Origin of the sequence: Sinomonas terricola (genome assembly GCF_034931225.1) — a bacterium.
In the GTDB taxonomy this organism is placed as follows: Bacteria; Actinomycetota; Actinomycetes; order Actinomycetales; family Micrococcaceae; genus Sinomonas; species Sinomonas terricola.
On the sequence record NZ_JAYGGQ010000008.1, the window covers coordinates 49649 to 67241 of the forward strand.

The 17593-nt window shown below is 70.6% G+C and carries 16 protein-coding genes; 1 reads left to right on the forward strand and 15 read right to left on the reverse strand.

What is annotated here, in order from left to right; translation table 11 throughout:
- Nucleotides 1-5: 5 nt before the first annotated feature.
- From SPF06_RS11480 to pyrR, 13 genes are all read right to left on the reverse strand, one after another.
- Entirely contained in the window at nt 6-2147 is a 2142-nt protein-coding gene (locus SPF06_RS11480; RefSeq protein WP_323279197.1) for a primosomal protein N' family DNA-binding protein, read from the reverse strand.
- Nucleotides 2147-3379 (reverse strand): methionine adenosyltransferase, encoded by a 1233-nt coding sequence (metK, locus tag SPF06_RS11485; RefSeq protein WP_323279198.1) that lies wholly within the window; start codon nt 3377-3379, stop codon nt 2147-2149. Before metK ends, SPF06_RS11480 begins: the two co-directional genes overlap by 1 nt.
- Nucleotides 3380-3466: 87 nt before the next feature.
- A complete protein-coding gene (gene coaBC, locus SPF06_RS11490; RefSeq protein WP_323279199.1) occupies nt 3467-4705 on the reverse strand; it encodes a bifunctional phosphopantothenoylcysteine decarboxylase/phosphopantothenate--cysteine ligase CoaBC in 1239 nt (412 codons plus the stop codon).
- Nucleotides 4706-4738: 33 nt separating this feature from the next.
- Nucleotides 4739-5014 carry a DNA-directed RNA polymerase subunit omega gene (gene rpoZ, locus SPF06_RS11495; RefSeq protein WP_323279200.1) on the reverse strand — a complete coding sequence of 92 codons (276 nt, stop codon included), beginning with the start codon at nt 5012-5014 and terminating at the stop codon, nt 4739-4741.
- A 41-nt stretch (nt 5015-5055) separates the two neighbouring features.
- Nucleotides 5056-5616: a guanylate kinase gene (gmk, locus tag SPF06_RS11500; RefSeq protein WP_323279325.1), complete on the reverse strand. Its 561-nt coding sequence runs from the start codon at nt 5614-5616 to the stop codon at nt 5056-5058.
- 141 nt (nt 5617-5757) lie between these two features.
- Complete coding sequence (gene mihF, locus SPF06_RS11505) at nt 5758-6075, reverse strand: integration host factor, actinobacterial type (protein ID WP_323279201.1); 318 nt, start codon at nt 6073-6075, stop codon at nt 5758-5760.
- A 122-nt stretch (nt 6076-6197) separates the two neighbouring features.
- The gene (gene pyrF / locus SPF06_RS11510; protein WP_323279202.1) at nt 6198-7085 is read right to left on the reverse strand and encodes an orotidine-5'-phosphate decarboxylase; all 888 of its coding nucleotides are present in this window, start codon (nt 7083-7085) and stop codon (nt 6198-6200) included.
- Nucleotides 7078-10458, reverse strand: a complete 3381-nt coding sequence (carB, locus tag SPF06_RS11515) for a carbamoyl-phosphate synthase large subunit (RefSeq protein ID WP_323279203.1) — start codon at nt 10456-10458, stop codon at nt 7078-7080. Before carB ends, pyrF begins: the two co-directional genes overlap by 8 nt.
- Nucleotides 10458-11690: a glutamine-hydrolyzing carbamoyl-phosphate synthase small subunit gene (carA, locus tag SPF06_RS11520; RefSeq protein ID WP_323279204.1), complete on the reverse strand. Its 1233-nt coding sequence runs from the start codon at nt 11688-11690 to the stop codon at nt 10458-10460. The genes carB and carA overlap by 1 nt, the downstream gene beginning before the upstream one ends.
- Before the next feature lie 2 nt (nt 11691-11692).
- Complete coding sequence (locus tag SPF06_RS11525; protein ID WP_323279205.1) at nt 11693-12226, reverse strand: PH-like domain-containing protein; 534 nt, start codon at nt 12224-12226, stop codon at nt 11693-11695.
- Nucleotides 12226-13563: a dihydroorotase gene (locus tag SPF06_RS11530; RefSeq protein WP_323279206.1), complete on the reverse strand. Its 1338-nt coding sequence runs from the start codon at nt 13561-13563 to the stop codon at nt 12226-12228. The genes SPF06_RS11525 and SPF06_RS11530 overlap by 1 nt, the downstream gene beginning before the upstream one ends.
- Complete coding sequence (locus SPF06_RS11535) at nt 13560-14531, reverse strand: aspartate carbamoyltransferase catalytic subunit (protein ID WP_323279207.1); 972 nt, start codon at nt 14529-14531, stop codon at nt 13560-13562. The genes SPF06_RS11530 and SPF06_RS11535 overlap by 4 nt, the downstream gene beginning before the upstream one ends.
- A complete protein-coding gene (pyrR, locus tag SPF06_RS11540) occupies nt 14528-15190 on the reverse strand; it encodes a bifunctional pyr operon transcriptional regulator/uracil phosphoribosyltransferase PyrR (protein ID WP_323279208.1) in 663 nt (220 codons plus the stop codon). Before pyrR ends, SPF06_RS11535 begins: the two co-directional genes overlap by 4 nt.
- Before the next feature lie 155 nt (nt 15191-15345).
- On the opposite strand from pyrR, the gene SPF06_RS11545 reads away from it, so the two are divergent.
- Nucleotides 15346-16527: a PrsW family intramembrane metalloprotease gene (locus tag SPF06_RS11545; protein ID WP_323279209.1), complete on the forward strand. Its 1182-nt coding sequence runs from the start codon at nt 15346-15348 to the stop codon at nt 16525-16527.
- Between the two features lie 33 nt (nt 16528-16560).
- Here the strand turns inward: SPF06_RS11545 and nusB are convergent, their stop codons facing one another.
- Nucleotides 16561-16971, reverse strand: a complete 411-nt coding sequence (nusB, locus tag SPF06_RS11550) for a transcription antitermination factor NusB (RefSeq protein WP_323279210.1) — start codon at nt 16969-16971, stop codon at nt 16561-16563.
- Nucleotides 16971-17534, reverse strand: coding sequence for an elongation factor P (gene efp / locus SPF06_RS11555; RefSeq protein WP_323279211.1), 564 nt, complete (start codon nt 17532-17534; stop codon nt 16971-16973). The genes nusB and efp overlap by 1 nt, the downstream gene beginning before the upstream one ends.
- Nucleotides 17535-17593: the final 59 nt, after the last annotated feature.

Sequence of the window (17593 nt, forward strand, 5' to 3'; positions counted from 1 at the left end):
GGGCCCTACAGGAGGTCCGCGCCGTCGAGCCTGAGCCGCACCGGTTCGGAGCCGCGGCGCGTCGCGAGCGCAATGCGCGCCGAGCGCAGTCCCCGCGAGACGTCGGGACCCTGGGCAATGGGGAAGAAGACGAGGAGCCGCCACGCGACGTCGTCCGCCGCGGTGCCGCCTGGCGCCGGCAGCGGCACGGGACCGGCGGTACGGACGCCGTCGCGGGCCAGAACCTCGGCCGCCGTGTGCGCGTAGGCCTCGACGGCGGGCCTGGATCCCGTCACGGCCGCGATCCTGACCGCGGGCGGGAGCGAGAGGCCGCGCCTGAGGCCGAGCTCCCGTTCGGCGAATCCGGACGGATCCCAACGGACGAGCGCCGAGACAGCCTCATGGTCCCGGGCCGTGATGACGACGGTTCCGCCGCTGGCCGCGGGGCGCACGAGCGCTGCGGCGTTGACCCAGCGGCGGAAGGCCTCCTCCCCGGCCCGAAGGCTCTCCCGCCCGAGGAGGGAATCGCCGTCGAGCAGGAGCGCGGCGGCATACCCGGACGGGGCGACCGGCTCTGCGCCGACAGTAGCGACGACGAGGGCGGGGGTATCCGGCACGTCCGCCTTGACCTGGTCTCCCGACGACGTGACGACGACGGCACCGGGGAAGGCGCGCCCGAGTTCCTCCGCTGTCCTCAGCGCGCCGACCGCTGCCCGCCGTAGCGTGCGGCCGCCGCAATGGCTGCAGGCCCACGCCGTCGCGGGAGTGCCGCACCAGCGGCAGGCGACCGGGCGCTGCCCGCCAGTCGCTGCACCCTCCGCGAGCGGACCAGCGCACTCGGTGCACCGTGCCGGCTCGCGGCACCGTTCGCACGCGAGCGACGGCGCGTAGCCGGCGCGGGCGACTTGGACCAGGACGGGGCCGCGCGCGAGGGCGTCGCGAGCTGTCCGCCAGGCCACGTGCGGCAGGCGGGCGATCCCCGCGAACGGATCCCGCGAGCTCTCGAAGCTGTCTGCCGTGCTGACGACGCGCGGGAGTCGTGCCCGCAGCGCGGCGCGAGGTGCAGAGACGCTCTGAAGCCACCCGCTGTCCACGACGCGCTGCACCTCGGAAGTCACGGCGTGACCCGCCACGAGGAGCGCGGCGTCCTCGAGCTCGGACCTCAGGAAGCAGACCTCACGCGCATGGAAATACGGGGCGCGGGGTTCCGCGTGGAGATCGTCGCCGTCGTCCCAGCACACGACGAGGCCGAGCTCCTGGATCGGGGCGAGGGCGGCGCCTCGCGTTCCGACGGCGACGCGAGACCGGCCCGACAAGAGGTCGAGGAATCCGCGGTAGCGCTGCGACGGGCCATCCTCGGCCGCGAGGCGCACCACGGATTCGTGGGGAAGCGCGGCGGCGACGGCGTCATGGGCGCGGTCGAGGTCGCGGCGGTCGGGCACGACGACGAGCGCGCCGCGTCCAGAGAGCCGCGCGGCCCGCACGGCCTCGGCGACCAGAGCGGGCCAGCCGCGCGGTCCGTACCCCTCGACGGCCTCAAGCGATGCGCGAGGGCTCCCGCCCGCCGCGAGGTGACGGAGGAACGCAGGCCCTCGCCGCAGCTCGGCCCACGAGCTCGGGGTCGCCTCCGCGCTCCCCTGGTTCGCAGCCTGAGAGGCCGCGTCCGAGGGGTTCGCGGCGAGGGCACCGCCCGCGAGTTCGGGCAGGTAGTCGGCCTCGACGCGCGCGGCGCGAGGCGGAACCGCGAAGCGGAGGACGTCACCGAGCGCGCCCGCCCAGCGCTCCGCCACCGCCGCGGCGAGCCGCGACACGGCCGGGGTGAGGACCACGGCGGGGGAAACGACCTTGGCCAGCGGCTGGAGCGCAACACCAGCGTCCGAGGTTTCGACCCGCTCGATGATGAAGCCCGAGAGTTCCTGCCCCGAGAGACGGATGCGGACTCGGACGCCGGGCTGGGCTTCTTCCGAGAGGGATTCGGGGACGAGGTAGTCGAAGAGCCGATCGAGCTGCGGGAGCGGGGATTCGACGCACACGCGCGCGACGGGCCGCTCGCGGGCTGGCTCGGGCCGGGAAGCATCCTCCCGAACAGGCTCAGGGAATCCGAGCAGGAGCGACGGCTGCGTCGCGTCCGGGCCTCCCCCAGGCGAACCGGGCGTGCGCTCCGCCATCAGGCGTTGAAGAAGTCCTTGAGCGCGTCGACGCGATCGAGCCGCTCCCACGTGAAGTCGGCCTCGTCACGGCCGAAGTGCCCGTGGGCTGCCGTCTTGGCGTAGATGGGTCGCTTGAGGTCGAGGGCATCGATGATGGCCCGCGGCCGCAGGTCGAAGATCTCGTTGATCGCGGCGCTGATCCGCAGCGGATCGACGCTCTCGGTACCGAACGTCTCGACATAGATGCCCACAGGCCGCGCCTGGCCGATCGCGTAGGCAATCTGGATCTCCGCGCGCCGCGCGAGACCCGCCGCCACGACGTTCTTGGCGACCCAGCGCATCGCGTACGCGCCCGAGCGGTCGACCTTCGAGGGGTCCTTGCCCGAGAACGCCCCGCCGCCGTGACGCGAGAACCCGCCGTACGTGTCGACGATGATCTTGCGGCCTGTGAGGCCTGCGTCGCCCACCGGGCCGCCGATGATGAACGGGCCTGCCGGGTTGAGGATGCTCCGCACGTGATCCGATTCGAGCAGGCTCGCTTCGAGGATGGGCGCGATGACGTGGTCCGCGAGGTCGGCGCGCAGCTGGGAGAGCTGGGTCCCCTCGGCGTGCTGGCTCGAGATGACGACCGTCTCGACCGTGACAGGCCGGTCGCCGTCGTACCCGACCGTGACCTGGGTCTTGCCGTCCGGGCGAAGGTACGGAAGCTCGCCGTTCTTGCGCACTTCCGTGAGGCGCTCCGAAAGGCGGTGCGCGAGCCAGATCGGCGTCGGCATGAAGCTCGGCGTCTCGTCGCTCGCGTAGCCGAACATGATGCCCTGATCGCCCGCGCCCTGACGGTCGTACTCGTCCTCGAGCGTCCCCTCGCGGGACTCGAGCGAGTTGAACACGCCGTCGAAGATGTCCGAGGACTGCTGGCCGATCGAGACGGACACGCCGCACCGCGCGCCGTCGAAGCCGTTCGCGGATGAGTCGTAGCCGATGCCCAGGATTGTGTTGCGCACGATCTGCGGGATCTCGACGTACGCGTCGGTCGTGACCTCGCCCGCGACGTGGACGAGGCCCGTCGTCGCCATCGTCTCGACAGCGACCTTCGACTCGGGGTCCGCCGCGAGGAGCGCGTCGAGGATCGCGTCGCTGATCTGATCGCAGATCTTGTCCGGGTGCCCTTCCGTGACGGACTCGGACGTGAAAAGCCTCAGGGCGGTCGTGTCGGCCGGGCGTGCGGCACCGTGGGGGGCGTGGGTCACTGCTCTACTCTACTTCCTGCCCCGGCACAACCCGGGGTCCATGTTTCGCTTCGCGAAGTGCTGGGCCGCACCTCGGCGGCCCCGGCCTCAGCGCGCGTCGAGCGCGCGCGCGATGCGGACGACGACGGCCTCCGCCACCTCGTCCTTGCTGCCCGCCACGTGCTGGGGCTGGCTTCCGTCCTTCGCGAGAATCGTGACGCTGTTCTCGTCGAGCCCGAAGACGCGATCCGTGCCGACCTCGTTCACGACGAGGAGCTCGCAGCCCTTGCGCTCGAGCTTGGCCCGTCCGTATGCGAGCACGTCGGCGCCGTTGTCGCCTGTCTCCGCCGCGAAGCCGACGATGAGCTGCTGAGTGCCCGCCGCGTCTCGCCGACGGACAAGCTCGACGAGGATGTCGGGATTGCGGACGAGCTCGATCGGGGCGTCGGGGACGTCATCGCGCTTCTTGATCTTGGAATGGTGGCGGCGCGCAGGGCGGAAGTCGGCGACGGCGGCAGACATCACGACGACGTCCGCGGCAGCGACCCGCTCGACCATTGCGTCGCGCAGCTCGACGGCCGTCTCGACCTTGACGAGCTCGACCCCAGCGGGCGGCGGCACGTCGAGATGCGCCGCGACGAACGTCACCGAGGCGCCCGCCCGCAGCGCAGCGCGCGCGATGGCCGCGCCCTGCTTCCCTGACGAGCGATTGCCGAGGAAGCGCACGGGGTCGATCGGTTCGCGCGTCCCGCCGGCCGAAAGGAGGATCCGCTTGCCGGCGAGGGGCCCGCCGTCGTCCGTCTGGTCGTCGCCCAGCTCACGTCGCGAGGCAAGCGCGAGCGCGGCGGAGAAGATCTCCTCCGGCTCGCGCAGCCGCCCGGGGCCGCTGTCCTTGCCGGTGAGCCGGCCCTCGGCGGGATCCAGGACGACGACGCCGCGCGAACGCAGCGTCTCGACGTTCGCCCGGGTTGCGGGGTGGCGCCACATCTCGGTGTGCATGGCCGGGGCCATGAGAACCGGGCAGCGCGCCATGAGGAGCGCGTTGGTCAGGAGGTCGTCGGCGTGCCCGCCCGCGGCCCGCGCGAGGAGATCCGCCGTCGCGGGGGCGACGACGATGAGCTCCGCCTCGTGCCCGAGCCGCACGTGGTTGACCGTCTCGACGGCCTCGAAGACGCTCGTGCGCACGGGCTTGCCCGAAAGGGCCTCCCACGTGGCCTTGCCGACGAACGCGAGGGCCGACTCGGTGGGAACGACGGTGACGTCATGCCCCGCCTCCGTGAAGAGGCGCACGAGCGATGCCGCCTTGTAGGCGGCGATGCCGCCGCCTACGCCGACCACGACGCGCACGAGCCCCTCCCCTGTCTGTCCCTGCGGTCCGCGCTAGTCCTGCTGGGCTTCGCCGTCGCCCTCAGGGCGCTTCGCGACGAGCAGGCCGTCGTTGATCTCGCGCAGCGCGATCGAAAGCGGCTTCTCGTTGAGCTTCGTGTCGACGAGCGGGCCCACGTACTCGAAGAGGCCCTCGTGGAGCTGGGCGTAGTACGCGTTGATCTGGCGGGCGCGCTTGGCCCCGAAGATCACGAGCCCGTACTTCGAGTCCGACTTCGTGAGCAGATCATCGATCGGCGGGTTGATGATTCCTTCGGGGTGAGAGGACACGACATTTCTCCAATGCACTTGGCGGTAGGTCTGGACGGCCGTCAGCGCGCCGACTGGCGCGTGTGAGGGGTCAGGCCCATGAGTGAAACAAGCTCGTCTGCCGCACGCCGGACGTCGTCGTTGACGACGGTGAAATCGAACTCCGGCTCGGCAGCGAGTTCTATTTTAGCCGTTTCGAGACGGCGCTGCTGTTCTTCGGCCGTTTCCGTGCCGCGGCCCACGAGCCGGCGCACCATTTCGTCCCAGCTGGGAGGCGCGAGGAACACGAAGCGTGCCTCCGGCATCGCAGCCTTGACCTGGCGCGCGCCCTGCAGGTCGATCTCGAGCAGGACGGCCTTGCCGTCGGCAATCGCGGCGTCGACCGAGGCCCGGAGCGTCCCGTAGCGGTTGTGCCCGTGGACGACGGCCCACTCGAGGAACGCGCCCTCGTCGACGAGCCTGTCGAACTCCTCGGGGGCCTTGAAGAAGTAGTGGACGCCGTCGATCTCGCCCGGACGCGCGGGTCGCGTCGTCGCCGAGACCGAGAGCCACACCTCGGGGTAATTGTCGCGAATATAGGTGGACACCGTCCCCTTGCCGACGGCCGTCGGCCCGGCGAGCACTGTGAGCCCGGTTGTCTTCGCGCGCGCCGCCGGCTCCTCGCCGTTCGAGGCGTCGGTTCCCGATGTGCCCTTTGTCGTGTCCACGCCTGTTTCCGTGCTCCTTGCCTATGAGGTCCGGGCGCACGGCGGCCGCGCGGACCGTTAATGCGCCTCGAGAAAATCTATCAGCGCCTGCCGCTGGTGCACGCCCAGGCCCCGCAGCCGACGGCTCGGCGCGATGCCGAGATGGTCCAAAATCGCGAGCGAGCGGACGGGGCCGATGCCGTGGAAGGCCTCGAGCATATCCGTGACCTTGAGCCGAGCCAGCGCCTCGTCCTCTTCGGCCTGCCGGAAGAGCTTGTCAAGCGAGAGCGCGCCCGCCTTGAGAGCAGCCTTCACCTCGGCCCGGCGGGCGCGGGCCGCCGTGGCTTTGGACACGGCCTCTCGTCGTTCTTCGGACGTCAGGGGATTGAGTCCCATGGTCGCCTCCCAGCTCGGCGTCGCGCGCACCCCCACACGGATGACACAGAACCTAGTCCCGAACGTCCCCGCATGGCAATGTGCGGCGAGCCCGCGAAGTTCGCCGCCCGGGCTCCTGGGGCTCACCCCGCGTCGACGAGGTCCGCGAGGGTCCTCTCGGCGCGCTCGCGCAGGCCGGCGCGGTGCGGGCCGCCCGCGAGGATGTCCCGGCTCGACGTGCCGAGCACCTGCGGATACGCGTCTCCGAACGCGGCGCGGAGCGCGCTCCCCGTCGCGCCCTGGGCCCCGAGACCCGGCGCAAGGAGCGGACCGCGCACCGCGGCGAGGTCGAGGCCGAGGCGTTCGACGGCGTCGCCCACCGTTGCGCCGACGACGAGCCCTACGCTGCCGAGCGGCTCTCCCGCGTAGCGGCCGTTCTCTTCAGCCGCGGCCTCGCAGATCGCCTTGGCGACCGACTGGGCGCCGCCCACGTGCTGCACGGAGGCGCCCTCGGGATTGGACGTGAGGGCCAGGACGAAGACGCCTCGGCCCGTCGCCGCGGCCGTCTCGAGCGCTGGCCGGAGGGACTCGAAGCCGAGATACGGGCTCAGCGTCACCGCATCGGCGGCGAGAGGCGAGCCCTCGCCGAGCCACGCGTCGGCGTAGGCCGCCATCGTCGACCCGATGTCCCCCCGCTTGGCGTCGGCGATGCTCAGCACTCCGGCTTCGGCCGACGCCGCCAGCACCTCCTCGAGCACCGCGAGCCCCGCCGAGCCGTGGCGCTCGTAGAGCGCAACCTGCGGCTTGAGCGCGGCCGCGAGATCTGCCACGGCGGCCACCACGGCGAGGGAGAAGCGGCGCAGCCCATCGGCGTCGTCGGCCAGTCCCCACGCGGCCAGGAGCGACGGGTGCGGATCGATGCCGACGCACAGCGGCCCGCGCTCGCGCATGGCCGCGCCGAGCCGCGCACCGAAGGGCGCACGGCGCGACGCGTGGTCGAGCTGCTCGACGCCGGCCGCGGCGTCAGACATTGGCCGGCTCTTCGGAGCTCGCCTCGGCGCTTCCGGGCCCGCCGGCGCTGCTCGGGCCCGTCCCATCCACCGTGCCCCCACGAAGGCGCGCCTCGTGCTCCTGAAGGCTCGTGACGCCCCACTCGAACTGCCGCATGGCCTCGATTGCGAGGACCGCGAAGTTGAATTCGGCGACGGTCGTGATGCACGGCTTGCCATTGGACGTCGCGGCCGCGCGAATCTCGTAGCCGTCCCCGCGTGCCGCCCCGCCCGACGGCGTGTTGAAGACCATGTCGATCTGGCCGTCGTTGATGAGGTCAACGATCGTGCCCTGGCCGCCATCCGCACCGGCAGGGCCGGGACCTTCGCCGACCTTGCGGACGACCGTCGCCTGGATGCCGTTCCGCTGGAGCACAGCGGCGGTTCCGCCGGTCGAGACGATCTCGAAGCCGAGGTCCGCGAGCTTTTTGACGCCGAGGATCACCGAGCGCTTGTCCCGGTTCGCAACCGAGACAAAGACGCGGCCGGAGGTCGGGAGGGCGTTGTTGGCACCTGCCTGGCTCTTCGCGAACGCCGTGTCGAAATGCTTGTCGATGCCCATGACCTCGCCGGTCGAGCGCATCTCGGGGCCGAGCAGGCTGTCGACGACCGTGCCCTCGGGGGTCCGGAAGCGGCTGAACGGCAGGACGGCCTCCTTGACCGCTACCGCGGCGTTCGGGTTGAGCTCGGCGCCGTCACCGTTCTCCGGGAGCATGTGATACGCCGTGCGGAGCTGGTGGATCGACACGCCCGTGCCGATGAGCGCGGCCGCCTTGGCGAGCTGCACGCCTGTGGCCTTCGAGACGAACGGGACCGTGCGGGACGCGCGCGGGTTGGCCTCGAGCACGTAGAGCACGTCCGACGCGAGGGCGAACTGGATGTTGATGAGCCCCCGCACCCCGACGCCCTCGGCGATCGCGAGCGTCGCCGTGCGGACTCGGTCGAGCACGTTCTGCCCGAGCGTCACGGGCGGCAGGACGCACGCCGAGTCGCCGGAGTGGATGCCGGCCTCCTCGATGTGCTCCATGATGCCGCCGAGATACAGGTCGCGGCCGTCGTAGAGCGCGTCGACGTCGATCTCCACGGCGTCTTCGAGGAAGCGGTCGATGAGCACGGGGTGGTCCGGCGTGATCTCGGTCGCGTTCTCGATGTAGCGGTGCAGGTTGGCCTCGTCGTAGACGATCTCCATGCCCCGGCCGCCGAGCACGTACGACGGGCGGACGAGGACCGGGTAGCCGATCTCGTCCGCGATGCGCTTCGCCTCGTCGAAGGAGACGGCTGTGCCGTTCTTGGGAGAGATGAGCCCGGCGTCGTCGAGCACCTTCGCAAAGGCGCCGCGATGCTCGGCGAGGTCGATGGCCTCGGGCGACGTGCCGAGAATCGGGACGCCCGCGTCGGCGAGCTGCTGCGCGAGCTTGAGCGGGGTCTGGCCGCCGAGCTGGACGAACACGCCCATGACGCCGCCCGTGCGCTCCTCCGCCGCGATGACCTCGAGGACGTCCTCGAGCGTGAGGGGCTCGAAGTAGAGGCGCGTCGAGACGTCGTAGTCGGTCGAAACCGTCTCGGGGTTGCAATTGACCATGACCGTCTCGAAGCCCGCCTTGCGGAGGGCCATGGAAGCGTGGACGCACGAGTAGTCGAACTCGATGCCCTGGCCGATGCGGTTCGGGCCTGAGCCGAGGATGACGATCGACGGCTTCGGGTGGAGGCCGACCTCGTCCTCCTCGTCGTAGGACGAGTAGTGGTACGGCGTGTACGCCGCGAACTCGGCCGCGCACGTGTCCACGGTCTTGTAGACCGGACGCACCCCGAGCGCCTGCCGCACGCCGCGGACGACGTCTTCGGAGTGGTGCGTGAGCGCGCCGATCTGCTCGTCAGAGAAGCCGTGCCGCTTCGCGAGCCGCAGGATGTCCTCGGTGAGCGCCGGGGCGGCCTTGATCTCCGCCGCGACCTCGTTGAGGAGCTGGAGCTGGTCGAGGAACCACGGGTCGATGCCGGTCGCGGCGTGCAGCTCTTCGACGCTCGCGCCACCGAGAAGAGCGCGCTGGACCTGCTTGAGGCGGTCCGTCGTGGGGCGCTTGGCCTTCTCGACGAGCTCGGCGACCTCCCACTCGGGCACGGGGGCGAACTCGAGCTGCGCGCCGCGCTGCTCGAGCGAGCGCAGGGCCTTCTGGAGCGCCTCGGTGAAGTTGCGCCCGAGGGCCATGGCCTCGCCCACGCTCTTCATCGTGGTCGTGAGCGTCGGATCCGCGGCCGGGAACTTCTCGAACGCGAAGCGCGGGACCTTGACGACGACGTAGTCGAGCGTCGGCTCGAAGCTCGCCGGCGTCTTCTGCGTGATGTCGTTCGGGATCTCGTCGAGCGTGTAGCCGAGGGAGAGCTTCGTCGCGATCTTCGCAATCGCGAAGCCCGTGGCCTTCGAGGCCAGCGCCGACGAGCGGGAGACGCGCGGGTTCATCTCGATGACGATGATGCGGCCCGTCTTCGGGTCGACGGCGAACTGGATGTTGCACCCGCCCGTGTCGACGCCGACCTCGCGGATGACGGCGATCGCGACGTCGCGCAGCTTCTGGTACTCGCGATCGGTGAGGGTCAGCGCGGGTGCGACCGTGATCGAGTCGCCCGTGTGGACTCCGACGGGGTCGAAGTTCTCGATCGAGCACACGACCACCACGTTGTCGTTCTTGTCGCGCATCATCTCGAGCTCGTACTCCTTCCAGCCGAGGATGCTCTCCTCGAGGAGCACCTCGGTGGTCGGGCTGTAGAGCAGGCCCTGGCCGACGATGCGGCGCAGGTCTTCCTCGGTGTACGCGAAGCCCGAGCCGAGCCCGCCCATCGTGAAGGACGGGCGGACCACGAGCGGGTAGCCAAGCGTCTCGGCGGCGGCGAGGGCTTCGTCGATGGAGTGCACGATCTCACTCCGGGCAGACTCGGCGCCGCAGCGCTCGACGACGCCCTTGAACTTCTCGCGGTCTTCGCCGAGCTCGATCGCCTCGATGTTCGCCCCGATGAGCTCGACGCCGTACTTCGCGAGGACGCCGTTCTTGTCGAGCGCGATGGCCGTGTTGAGGGCCGTCTGGCCACCCAGCGTCGGCAGGATCGCGTCGGGGCGCTCCTTCGCGATGATCTTCTCGACGACCTCGGGCGTGATCGGCTCGACATACGTCGCGTCGGCGAACTCGGGGTCGGTCATGATCGTGGCCGGGTTCGAGTTGACGAGGATGACGCGGAGTCCCTCCTCCTTGAGCACCCGGAGGGCCTGGGTGCCCGAGTAGTCGAACTCGGCGGCCTGCCCGATGACGATCGGGCCGGAGCCGATGACGAGGACGCTTGTGAGGTCTGTACGCTTCGGCATTACTTCGCTTCCTCGCTCTGAGAGGTCTTCTGGCTCTGACCGTCGCCCTCGGCGCCCGCCGAGCGCTGGCCTTCCATGAGGTCGATGAACCGATCGAACAGGTACGCGGCGTCGTGGGGGCCTGCCGCGGCTTCGGGGTGGTACTGGACCGAGAACGCCGGGATGTCGAGGCACGCGAGGCCTTCGACGACCTGGTCGTTGAGGCTCACGTGGCTCACCTCGACGCGCCCGTAATGCGCCTCGGGCGCCGTGGTCGGGCCATCGAGCGGGGCATCGACCGCGAAGCCGTGGTTCTGGCTCGTGATCTCGACCTTGCCGGTGCGGCGGTCCATGACCGGCTGGTTGATGCCACGGTGGCCGTAGCGGAGCTTGTACGTGCCGAAGCCGAGCGCCCGCCCGAGGATCTGGTTGCCGAAGCAGATGCCGAAGTACGGGATCTTCTCGTCGAGCACCGAGCGCAGGAGGCTGACCTGGGCGTCCGCCGTGGCAGGGTCGCCCGGCCCGTTCGACATGAAGAAGCCATCGGGGCTGACCGCCTTGACGTCGTCAAGCGTCGAGGTGGCCGGCAGGACGTGCACGCGCACGCCGCGCTCAGCGAAGCGCTGCGGCGTCATGGCCTTGATGCCGAGGTCGATGGCCGCGATCGAGAACCGGGGCTCGCCCTCCCAGCCGTGGTCGCTCGGCTCGACGGTGTATGCGCTCTCCACGCTCACTTCCTCGGCGAGACGCGAACCCTCCATGGGCGCGCTCGCGAGGACCTCGTCGACGAGCTCGCGGTCGGTGCGCTCGGCTGCCGGGCCCGAGAAGATGCCCGCGCGCATCGTGCGGTGCTCACGGAGGTGACGCGTGACGGCGCGCGTGTCGATTCCCTGGATGCCCACGATGCCCTGGCGGACGAGTTCCTCGTCGAGGCTGCCTTCAGCACGCCAGTTCGACGGACGACGCGCGGGGTCCCGCACAACGTATCCCGCGACCCAGATGCGGCGCGACTCGGGATCGTCGCTGTTGACGCCCGTGTTTCCGATGTGCGGCGCGGTCTGGACGACGATCTGCCGGTCGTAGGAGGGGTCGGTGAGGGTCTCCTGGTAGCCGGTCATCCCGGTTGCGAAGACGGCCTCGCCGAGCGTCGTGCCGACGGCGCCATAGGCGCGGCCGCGGAACACGCGGCCGTCCTCGAGCACGAGCACGGCCGGCGTGTTCTTCTGCGGCACCGACTTTCTGATTTCAGTCACCTTTACTCTTCTTCCTGGTCCTGCCCGGGCTCGGCGCCCCGAGGGCGCCCCACGGCAATGAGGTCTTCGATCGCTGAAACGAGGGCGTCCCGCTCGTCGGGGCGCCGTGTGCGGAAGCCCGTGTCGACGTCCTTCTCGCCGAGCTTCCAGCCGAGCACGACGAGCCCGCCCGGCTCGACGAACTTTCCGGCCATGCCGCCTTCGAGCCGCACGTCCGAGAGGTCCGCGGCGGGGACCCACAGCGGGCCCGAGCCGGACCTGTCGAACAGGACGCCGCCGTCGAACACGGCCGCGTCGGCCGGCGTCCTGAGGCCAAGCCCGTGTACGGCGATCCGGTCGAGCCAATCGCCCGCCGTCGTCGTCGTGACGTAGTGGCCCTCGGCGCGGAAGCGCTCCGCCCCCGGGTCGGCCGGGAGCGGCACGGGCACCGGGACGTCGGCCTGCCGCCGCTTGCGCCCGCGCCAGCCGACCCACAGGAGCGCGGCGATCGCGACCGCGGCGGCGAGCATGACGAGCGCCGGGAGCACGCGTTCCATCAGTTCTCCTCGGCCGAGCCTGGGTGAGGCTCGTTGAGCGCGCCGTCGAGCACCGTCGGGTGGCCGCGGAAGAACGTCGCGACGATGCGCCCCGGCAGCTCGCGGCCCGCGAAGGGCGAGTTGCGGCCCTTGGTCGCCTGGAGCGACGGGTCAACGGTCCACCGGGCCGCCGGGTCGACGAGCACGAGGTTCGCGGGCTCCCCCGCGGCGAGCGGCCGGCCCTGGTCGGCAACCCGCCCGATCAGGGCAGGGACCTCCGACATGGCGCGCGCGACGCCGCGCCAGTCGAGGAGGCCGGTCTCGACCATCGTGTGCTGGACGACGGAGAGCGCCGTCTCGAGGCCGGTCATGCCCATGGCCGCCTGCGCCCACTCGCATTCCTTGTGCTCGCTCGGGTGGGGCGCGTGGTCGGTGCCGACGACGTCGATCGTGCCGTCTGCGAGGGCGGCCCGAAGCGCCTCGACGTCCTCTTGCGTACGGAGGGGCGGGTTGACCTTGTAGACGGGGTCGTAGCTGCGCACGAGCTCGTCGGTGAGCCACAGGTGGTGCGGGGTCACCTCGGCCGTCACGGCAATGCCGCGCGACTTGGCCCATCGCACGATCTCGACCGAGCCCGCAGTCGAGACGTGGCACACATGCAGGCGGGAGCCGACGTGCTGGGCGAGCAGCACGTCCCGCGCGATGATGCTCTCCTCCGCGACCGCGGGCCAGCCGGGGAGGCCGAGGACCGCTGAGACAGCGCCCTCGTTCATCTGGGCGCCCGCGGTGAGCCGGGGCTCCTGCGCGTGCTGGGCCACGACGCCGTCGAATGCCTTGACGTATTCGAGGGCCCGCCGCATGAGGACGGGATCGTGCACGCAGATGCCGTCGTCCGAGAACATGCGCACGCGGGCCGCAGAGCCGGCCATGGCGCCGAGTTCGGCGAGCTGGGTTCCCCCAAGGCCCACGGTGACGGCACCCACCGGGCGGACGTCCACCCAGCCCGCACGGCGGCCGAGGCTGTGGACCTGCTCGACGACGCCGGCCGTGTCGGCGACGGGATTGCTGTTCGCCATCGCGTGCACCGCGGTGTAGCCGCCGAGCGCGGCGGCCCGTGACCCTGTTTCTACGGTCTCGGCGTCCTCGCGGCCCGGCTCGCGCAGATGGGTGTGAACGTCCACGAAGCCCGGGAGCGCCACTAGCCCGTCGGCGTCGATGACCTTCGCGCCATTCCCGTCGCCGAGCGCGCCGACGGCAGAGATCCGGCCGTTCTCGACGAGGATGTCCCCACGCTCGCCGCCGTAGAGGGCCGCGCCCCGGAGAAGGTACGCGGGCGCAGCGTTGGCATCGCGGGTCATGAGGCAAACTCCTTCGCAGACATGAGCAGATAGAGGACGGCCATGCGCACGGAGACGCCGTTGGCCACCTGGCGCAGAACCTGGGAACGCTCCGAGTCCGCGGCGGCCGAGGAAATCTCGAGGCCGCGGACCATGGGGCCCGGGTGCAGGATGACGGTGTCCTTGAGCTCGGGGGCGGAGAAGCGTGCGAACCGTTCGTCCCCGAGGCCCCACAGCCGCGAATACTCGGCCGTCGAGGGGAAGTAGGAGGCATTCATGCGCTCGGCCTGGACGCGCAGCATCATGACGGCATCCGGCGCGCCGGCGAGGGCGCCGTCGAGGTCGTAGCTCACGTTGCACGGCCAGTGCTCGACGCCGAACGGGAGGAGTGTGGGCGGGGCCACGAGCGTGACGTGCGCGCCGAGCGTCGTGAGGAGCCACACGTTCGAGCGCGCCACGCGCGAGTGGAGGATGTCCCCCACGATCACGACGCGGGTTCCCGCGAGGTCGGCGCCGGCCGAGTCGACGCCGGCCACCTGGGCGCGGTGGCGCCGAAGTGTGAACGCGTCGAGGAGCGCCTGCGTGGGATGCTCGTGCGTGCCGTCACCCGCGTTGACGACGGCTGCGTCGATCCAGTCCGTCGTCGCGAGCCGGTGCGGCGCGCCGGATGCGGGATGGCGGATGACGACGGCGTCCGCGCCGATCGCTTCGAGCGTCTGGGCCGTGTCTTTGAGCGACTCGCCCTTCGACACGGAGGAGCCCTTCGCGGCGAAGTTGATGACGTCGGCCGAGAGCCGCTTCGCGGCCGCCTCGAAGGAGATCCGCGTGCGCGTCGAATCCTCGAAGAACAGGTTCACGACCGTCCGGCCGCGCAGCGCCGGGAGCTTCTTGACCTCGCGGTCGTTGACGGCCGCCATCTCCTCGGCGGTGTCGAGGATCTGGATGGCCTCGGCGGCGGTCAGGTCACGCGTCGAGAGGAGGTGCTTCACGCGCGGGCTTCCTGTCCTTCGGCTGTGGCGGATGCCCGCGGCGCCTCGATCGCGACGTGGTCCTCGACGAATTCCGACCCGGGCGTTCCGTCGACTTCGGCAAGGCGCACGCGAACCTTCTCGGAGGCCGACGTCGGGAGATTCTTGCCGACGTGGTCCGCACGGATGGGCAGCTCGCGGTGGCCTCGGTCGACGAGGACGGCGAGGCGCACGATCCGCGGGCGGCCCAGATCCACGAGCGCATCGAGGGCGGCGCGGATGGTCCGGCCCGAGTAGAGGACATCGTCGACCAGGACGACGACTTTGTTGTCGATACCCTGAGGCGGGAGCTTGGTGCGTTCCGGCTGGCGCGTCGGCTGCCGCGAGAGGTCGTCGCGGAACATCGTGATGTCGAGCTGGCCGATGATCTGCTCGGCGACGACGCTCGGGTCGGCGGCCGCGAGCTTGTGAGCGAGGCGCACGGCCAGCGGATACCCGCGGCGCGGGATGCCGAGGAGGACGACGTCCTGCGGGCCCTTGTTGGCCTCGAGGATCTCGTGCGCGATGCGCGTGAGGGCGCGGTCGATATCCGCAGCGTTCAGGACGACGCGGCCAAGCGGCGCGGCGTGCGCCGAGGCGGCGGTCCCGGATGCTCCCTCGTCTGCAGTGGCGTGTGCCATGGCAGAACCCCTTCCCCGCCTCACAGGACGGAATTAAAAGGTTGAAACGGCTGAACCGCATTCCAAACTATCACAGGGGCCGGCGCTCCGATCCCGACGCCCACAAGCGGGAGCGTGCGCAGCAACGTGTCCGAGCCGCCGGTTAGCCTTGGGGCATGTCGAGCAACGCCCCCTGGCCCCCGCCGCCCCCGGGTCAGCGCCCTGGCCTTCCGCCCCAGGCGGTCTGGAACGTGCCTGTTCCGAGGCCGAGACGGCGCGAGTCCCCCGGCATCACGGCCCTCCTCCTCGGAGGCGGCGTCCTCGTCCTCGCGGGGCTCGCCCTCGTCATCCCCTTCCTGCTCTCGTCGACCGGGAGCGCGGGCTTCGCGATCGGCTTCGTGCTCTCGCTCGTCCCGCTCGCCGTCGTGCTCGGAACGGTCGCGATCGTGGACCGCTGGGAGCCCGAGCCCAAGCGGCTCCTCGCGTTCGCGCTCGCGTGGGGAGCCGTCGTCTCGATTGCCACGACGACGCTCGTGCAGCCCGCCTTCGTCGCGGTGTTCGGGCCCCACCCGGCCGGGCGGGACGCGACGCGGCTCTTCCTCGCGACGGTCGAGGCCCCCTTCGTCGAGGAGATCTCCAAGGGCCTGGGCCTGCTCGTGCTGTTCCTCGTCGCCCGCAAGTACTTCGACGGTCCGATCGACGGCGTTGTCTACGGCATGACGATCGCGGCCGGATTCGCGTTCACCGAGAACATCCTCTATTTCGGCCGCGCGTTCGACGGCGGGGACGGCTCGACGGCGGAGCTCGTCGTCGTCTTCATGCTCCGCGGAATCCTCTCGCCCTTCGCGCACGCGATGTTCACCGGCACCCTCGGCGCCGTCATGGGCTTCGCGGCGCGTCGCTGGAACGCGGCCCTCGGCATGGCCGCCTTCGTCGTCGGGCTCGTCCCGGCGATGCTCCTGCACCGGCTCTGGAACAGCTCCGGCGACCGCTTCTTCCTCGTCTATGCCGCGATCGAAGTCCCGCTGTTCGGCGTCGCGATCGCGTGCGTCTATCTCCTGCGGCGGTCCGACGCGCGGCTCACGCATCGCCGGCTCGCCGAGTACGCCGCTGCCGGGTGGTTCACGCCCCTCGAGGTGGACATGCTCGCGACGCCTCGCGGACGGAGCGCGGGTATGCGATGGGCCGTCTCGCGCGGGCGCGGCGACGCGATGCGCCGGTTCATCCGCGTCGCGACCGATCTCGCCTACACGCGCCAGAGGGCCGTGAGCGGGCGCGATGTGAGGGGGTACGTGCTGGCCGAACAAGAGCTCCTGCGCGAAGCGGGGCGGCTCAGGGAAGCCGTGGTAGCTCCCTGAACTGCCCCGCCGGGCGTTGCTTTCGGCCCGTCGTCAGGCGAGCAGCGTCGGCTTGAGCGTCTGCAGGGTGCCGAGCAGGCCGTTGACGAAGTTCGGCGAGTCGTCGGTCGACATCGTGCGCGCAAGCGCGACGGCCTCGCTCACGGCAACCCCGTCGGGCACGTCGTCGTTGTAGAGGAGCTCCCACGTGCCGATGCGCAAGATGATGCGGTCGACCGCTGGCATGCGGTCGAGCGTCCACCCGCGCGCGTAGGTGCTGATGATCTCGTCGATCTGGGACTGCTTCGAGACGACCCCGGCCACGATCTCCTCGGTGTACGGGTTGATCTGCTGTTCGGTCTTCTCGAGACGCCGCTGGATGACGTCGGAGGGCGCAGCCCCCCGCTGCTCAGCCTCGAAGAGGATATCGAGGGCCCGGCTCCGGGCCTTGCCGCGGGCGCTCACTAGTCGTTGACACGTCCCAGGTAGCTGCCGTCGCGGGTGTCGACCTTGACCTTGGTCCCGGTCTCGACGAAGAGCGGGACCTGGATCTCGTAGCCGGTTTCGAGCGTCGCGGGCTTCGTGCCTGCGGACGAGCGGTCGCCCTGGAGGCCGGGCTCGGTGTAGGTGATCTCGAGGACGACGCTCGGCGGGAGCTCGATGTAGAGCGCTTCGCCGTTGTGGAGCGCGATGAGGACCGTCTGGTTCTCGAGCATGAAGTTCGCGGCGCCGCCGACGGCCTCGGTCGAGAGGTGGATCTGGTCGTAGTCTGCCGTGTCCATGAACACGAAGTCCGCGCCGTCCTTGTACAGGTACTGGTAGTCGCGGCGGTCCACGGTCGCCGTGTCGATCTTGGCGCCCGCGTTGAACGTGCGGTCCACGACCTTGCCCGACGTGACGTTGCGAAGCTTCGTCCGGACGAACGCGCCGCCCTTGCCCGGCTTGACGTGCTGGAACTCGATGACGTTCCACAGCTGTCCGTCAATGCTGAGGACGGTGCCGTTCTTGATGTCGTTGGTCGTAGCCACGTATCCCTCTCTTCGTGCGTGCCGCGGCGCCGGCACCTGATGGGGGGCACGCGCGGAAA

Excerpts from the sequence above, each read along its gene's own strand:
- SPF06_RS11480 (WP_323279197.1), bottom strand. The coding sequence starts at position 2,147 with ATGGCGGAGCGCACGCCCGGTTCGCCTGGGGGAGGCCCGGACGCGACG.
- mihF (WP_323279201.1), bottom strand. The coding sequence starts at position 6,075 with ATGGGACTCAATCCCCTGACGTCCGAAGAACGACGAGAGGCCGTGTCC.
- pyrF (WP_323279202.1), bottom strand. The coding sequence starts at position 7,085 with ATGTCTGACGCCGCGGCCGGCGTCGAGCAGCTCGACCACGCGTCGCGC.
- carB (WP_323279203.1), bottom strand. The coding sequence starts at position 10,458 with ATGCCGAAGCGTACAGACCTCACAAGCGTCCTCGTCATCGGCTCCGGC.
- SPF06_RS11525 (WP_323279205.1), bottom strand. The coding sequence starts at position 12,226 with ATGGAACGCGTGCTCCCGGCGCTCGTCATGCTCGCCGCCGCGGTCGCG.
- SPF06_RS11530 (WP_323279206.1), bottom strand. The coding sequence starts at position 13,563 with ATGACCCGCGATGCCAACGCTGCGCCCGCGTACCTTCTCCGGGGCGCG.
- pyrR (WP_323279208.1), bottom strand. The coding sequence starts at position 15,190 with ATGGCACACGCCACTGCAGACGAGGGAGCATCCGGGACCGCCGCCTCG.
- SPF06_RS11545 (WP_323279209.1), top strand. The coding sequence starts at position 15,346 with ATGTCGAGCAACGCCCCCTGGCCCCCGCCGCCCCCGGGTCAGCGCCCT.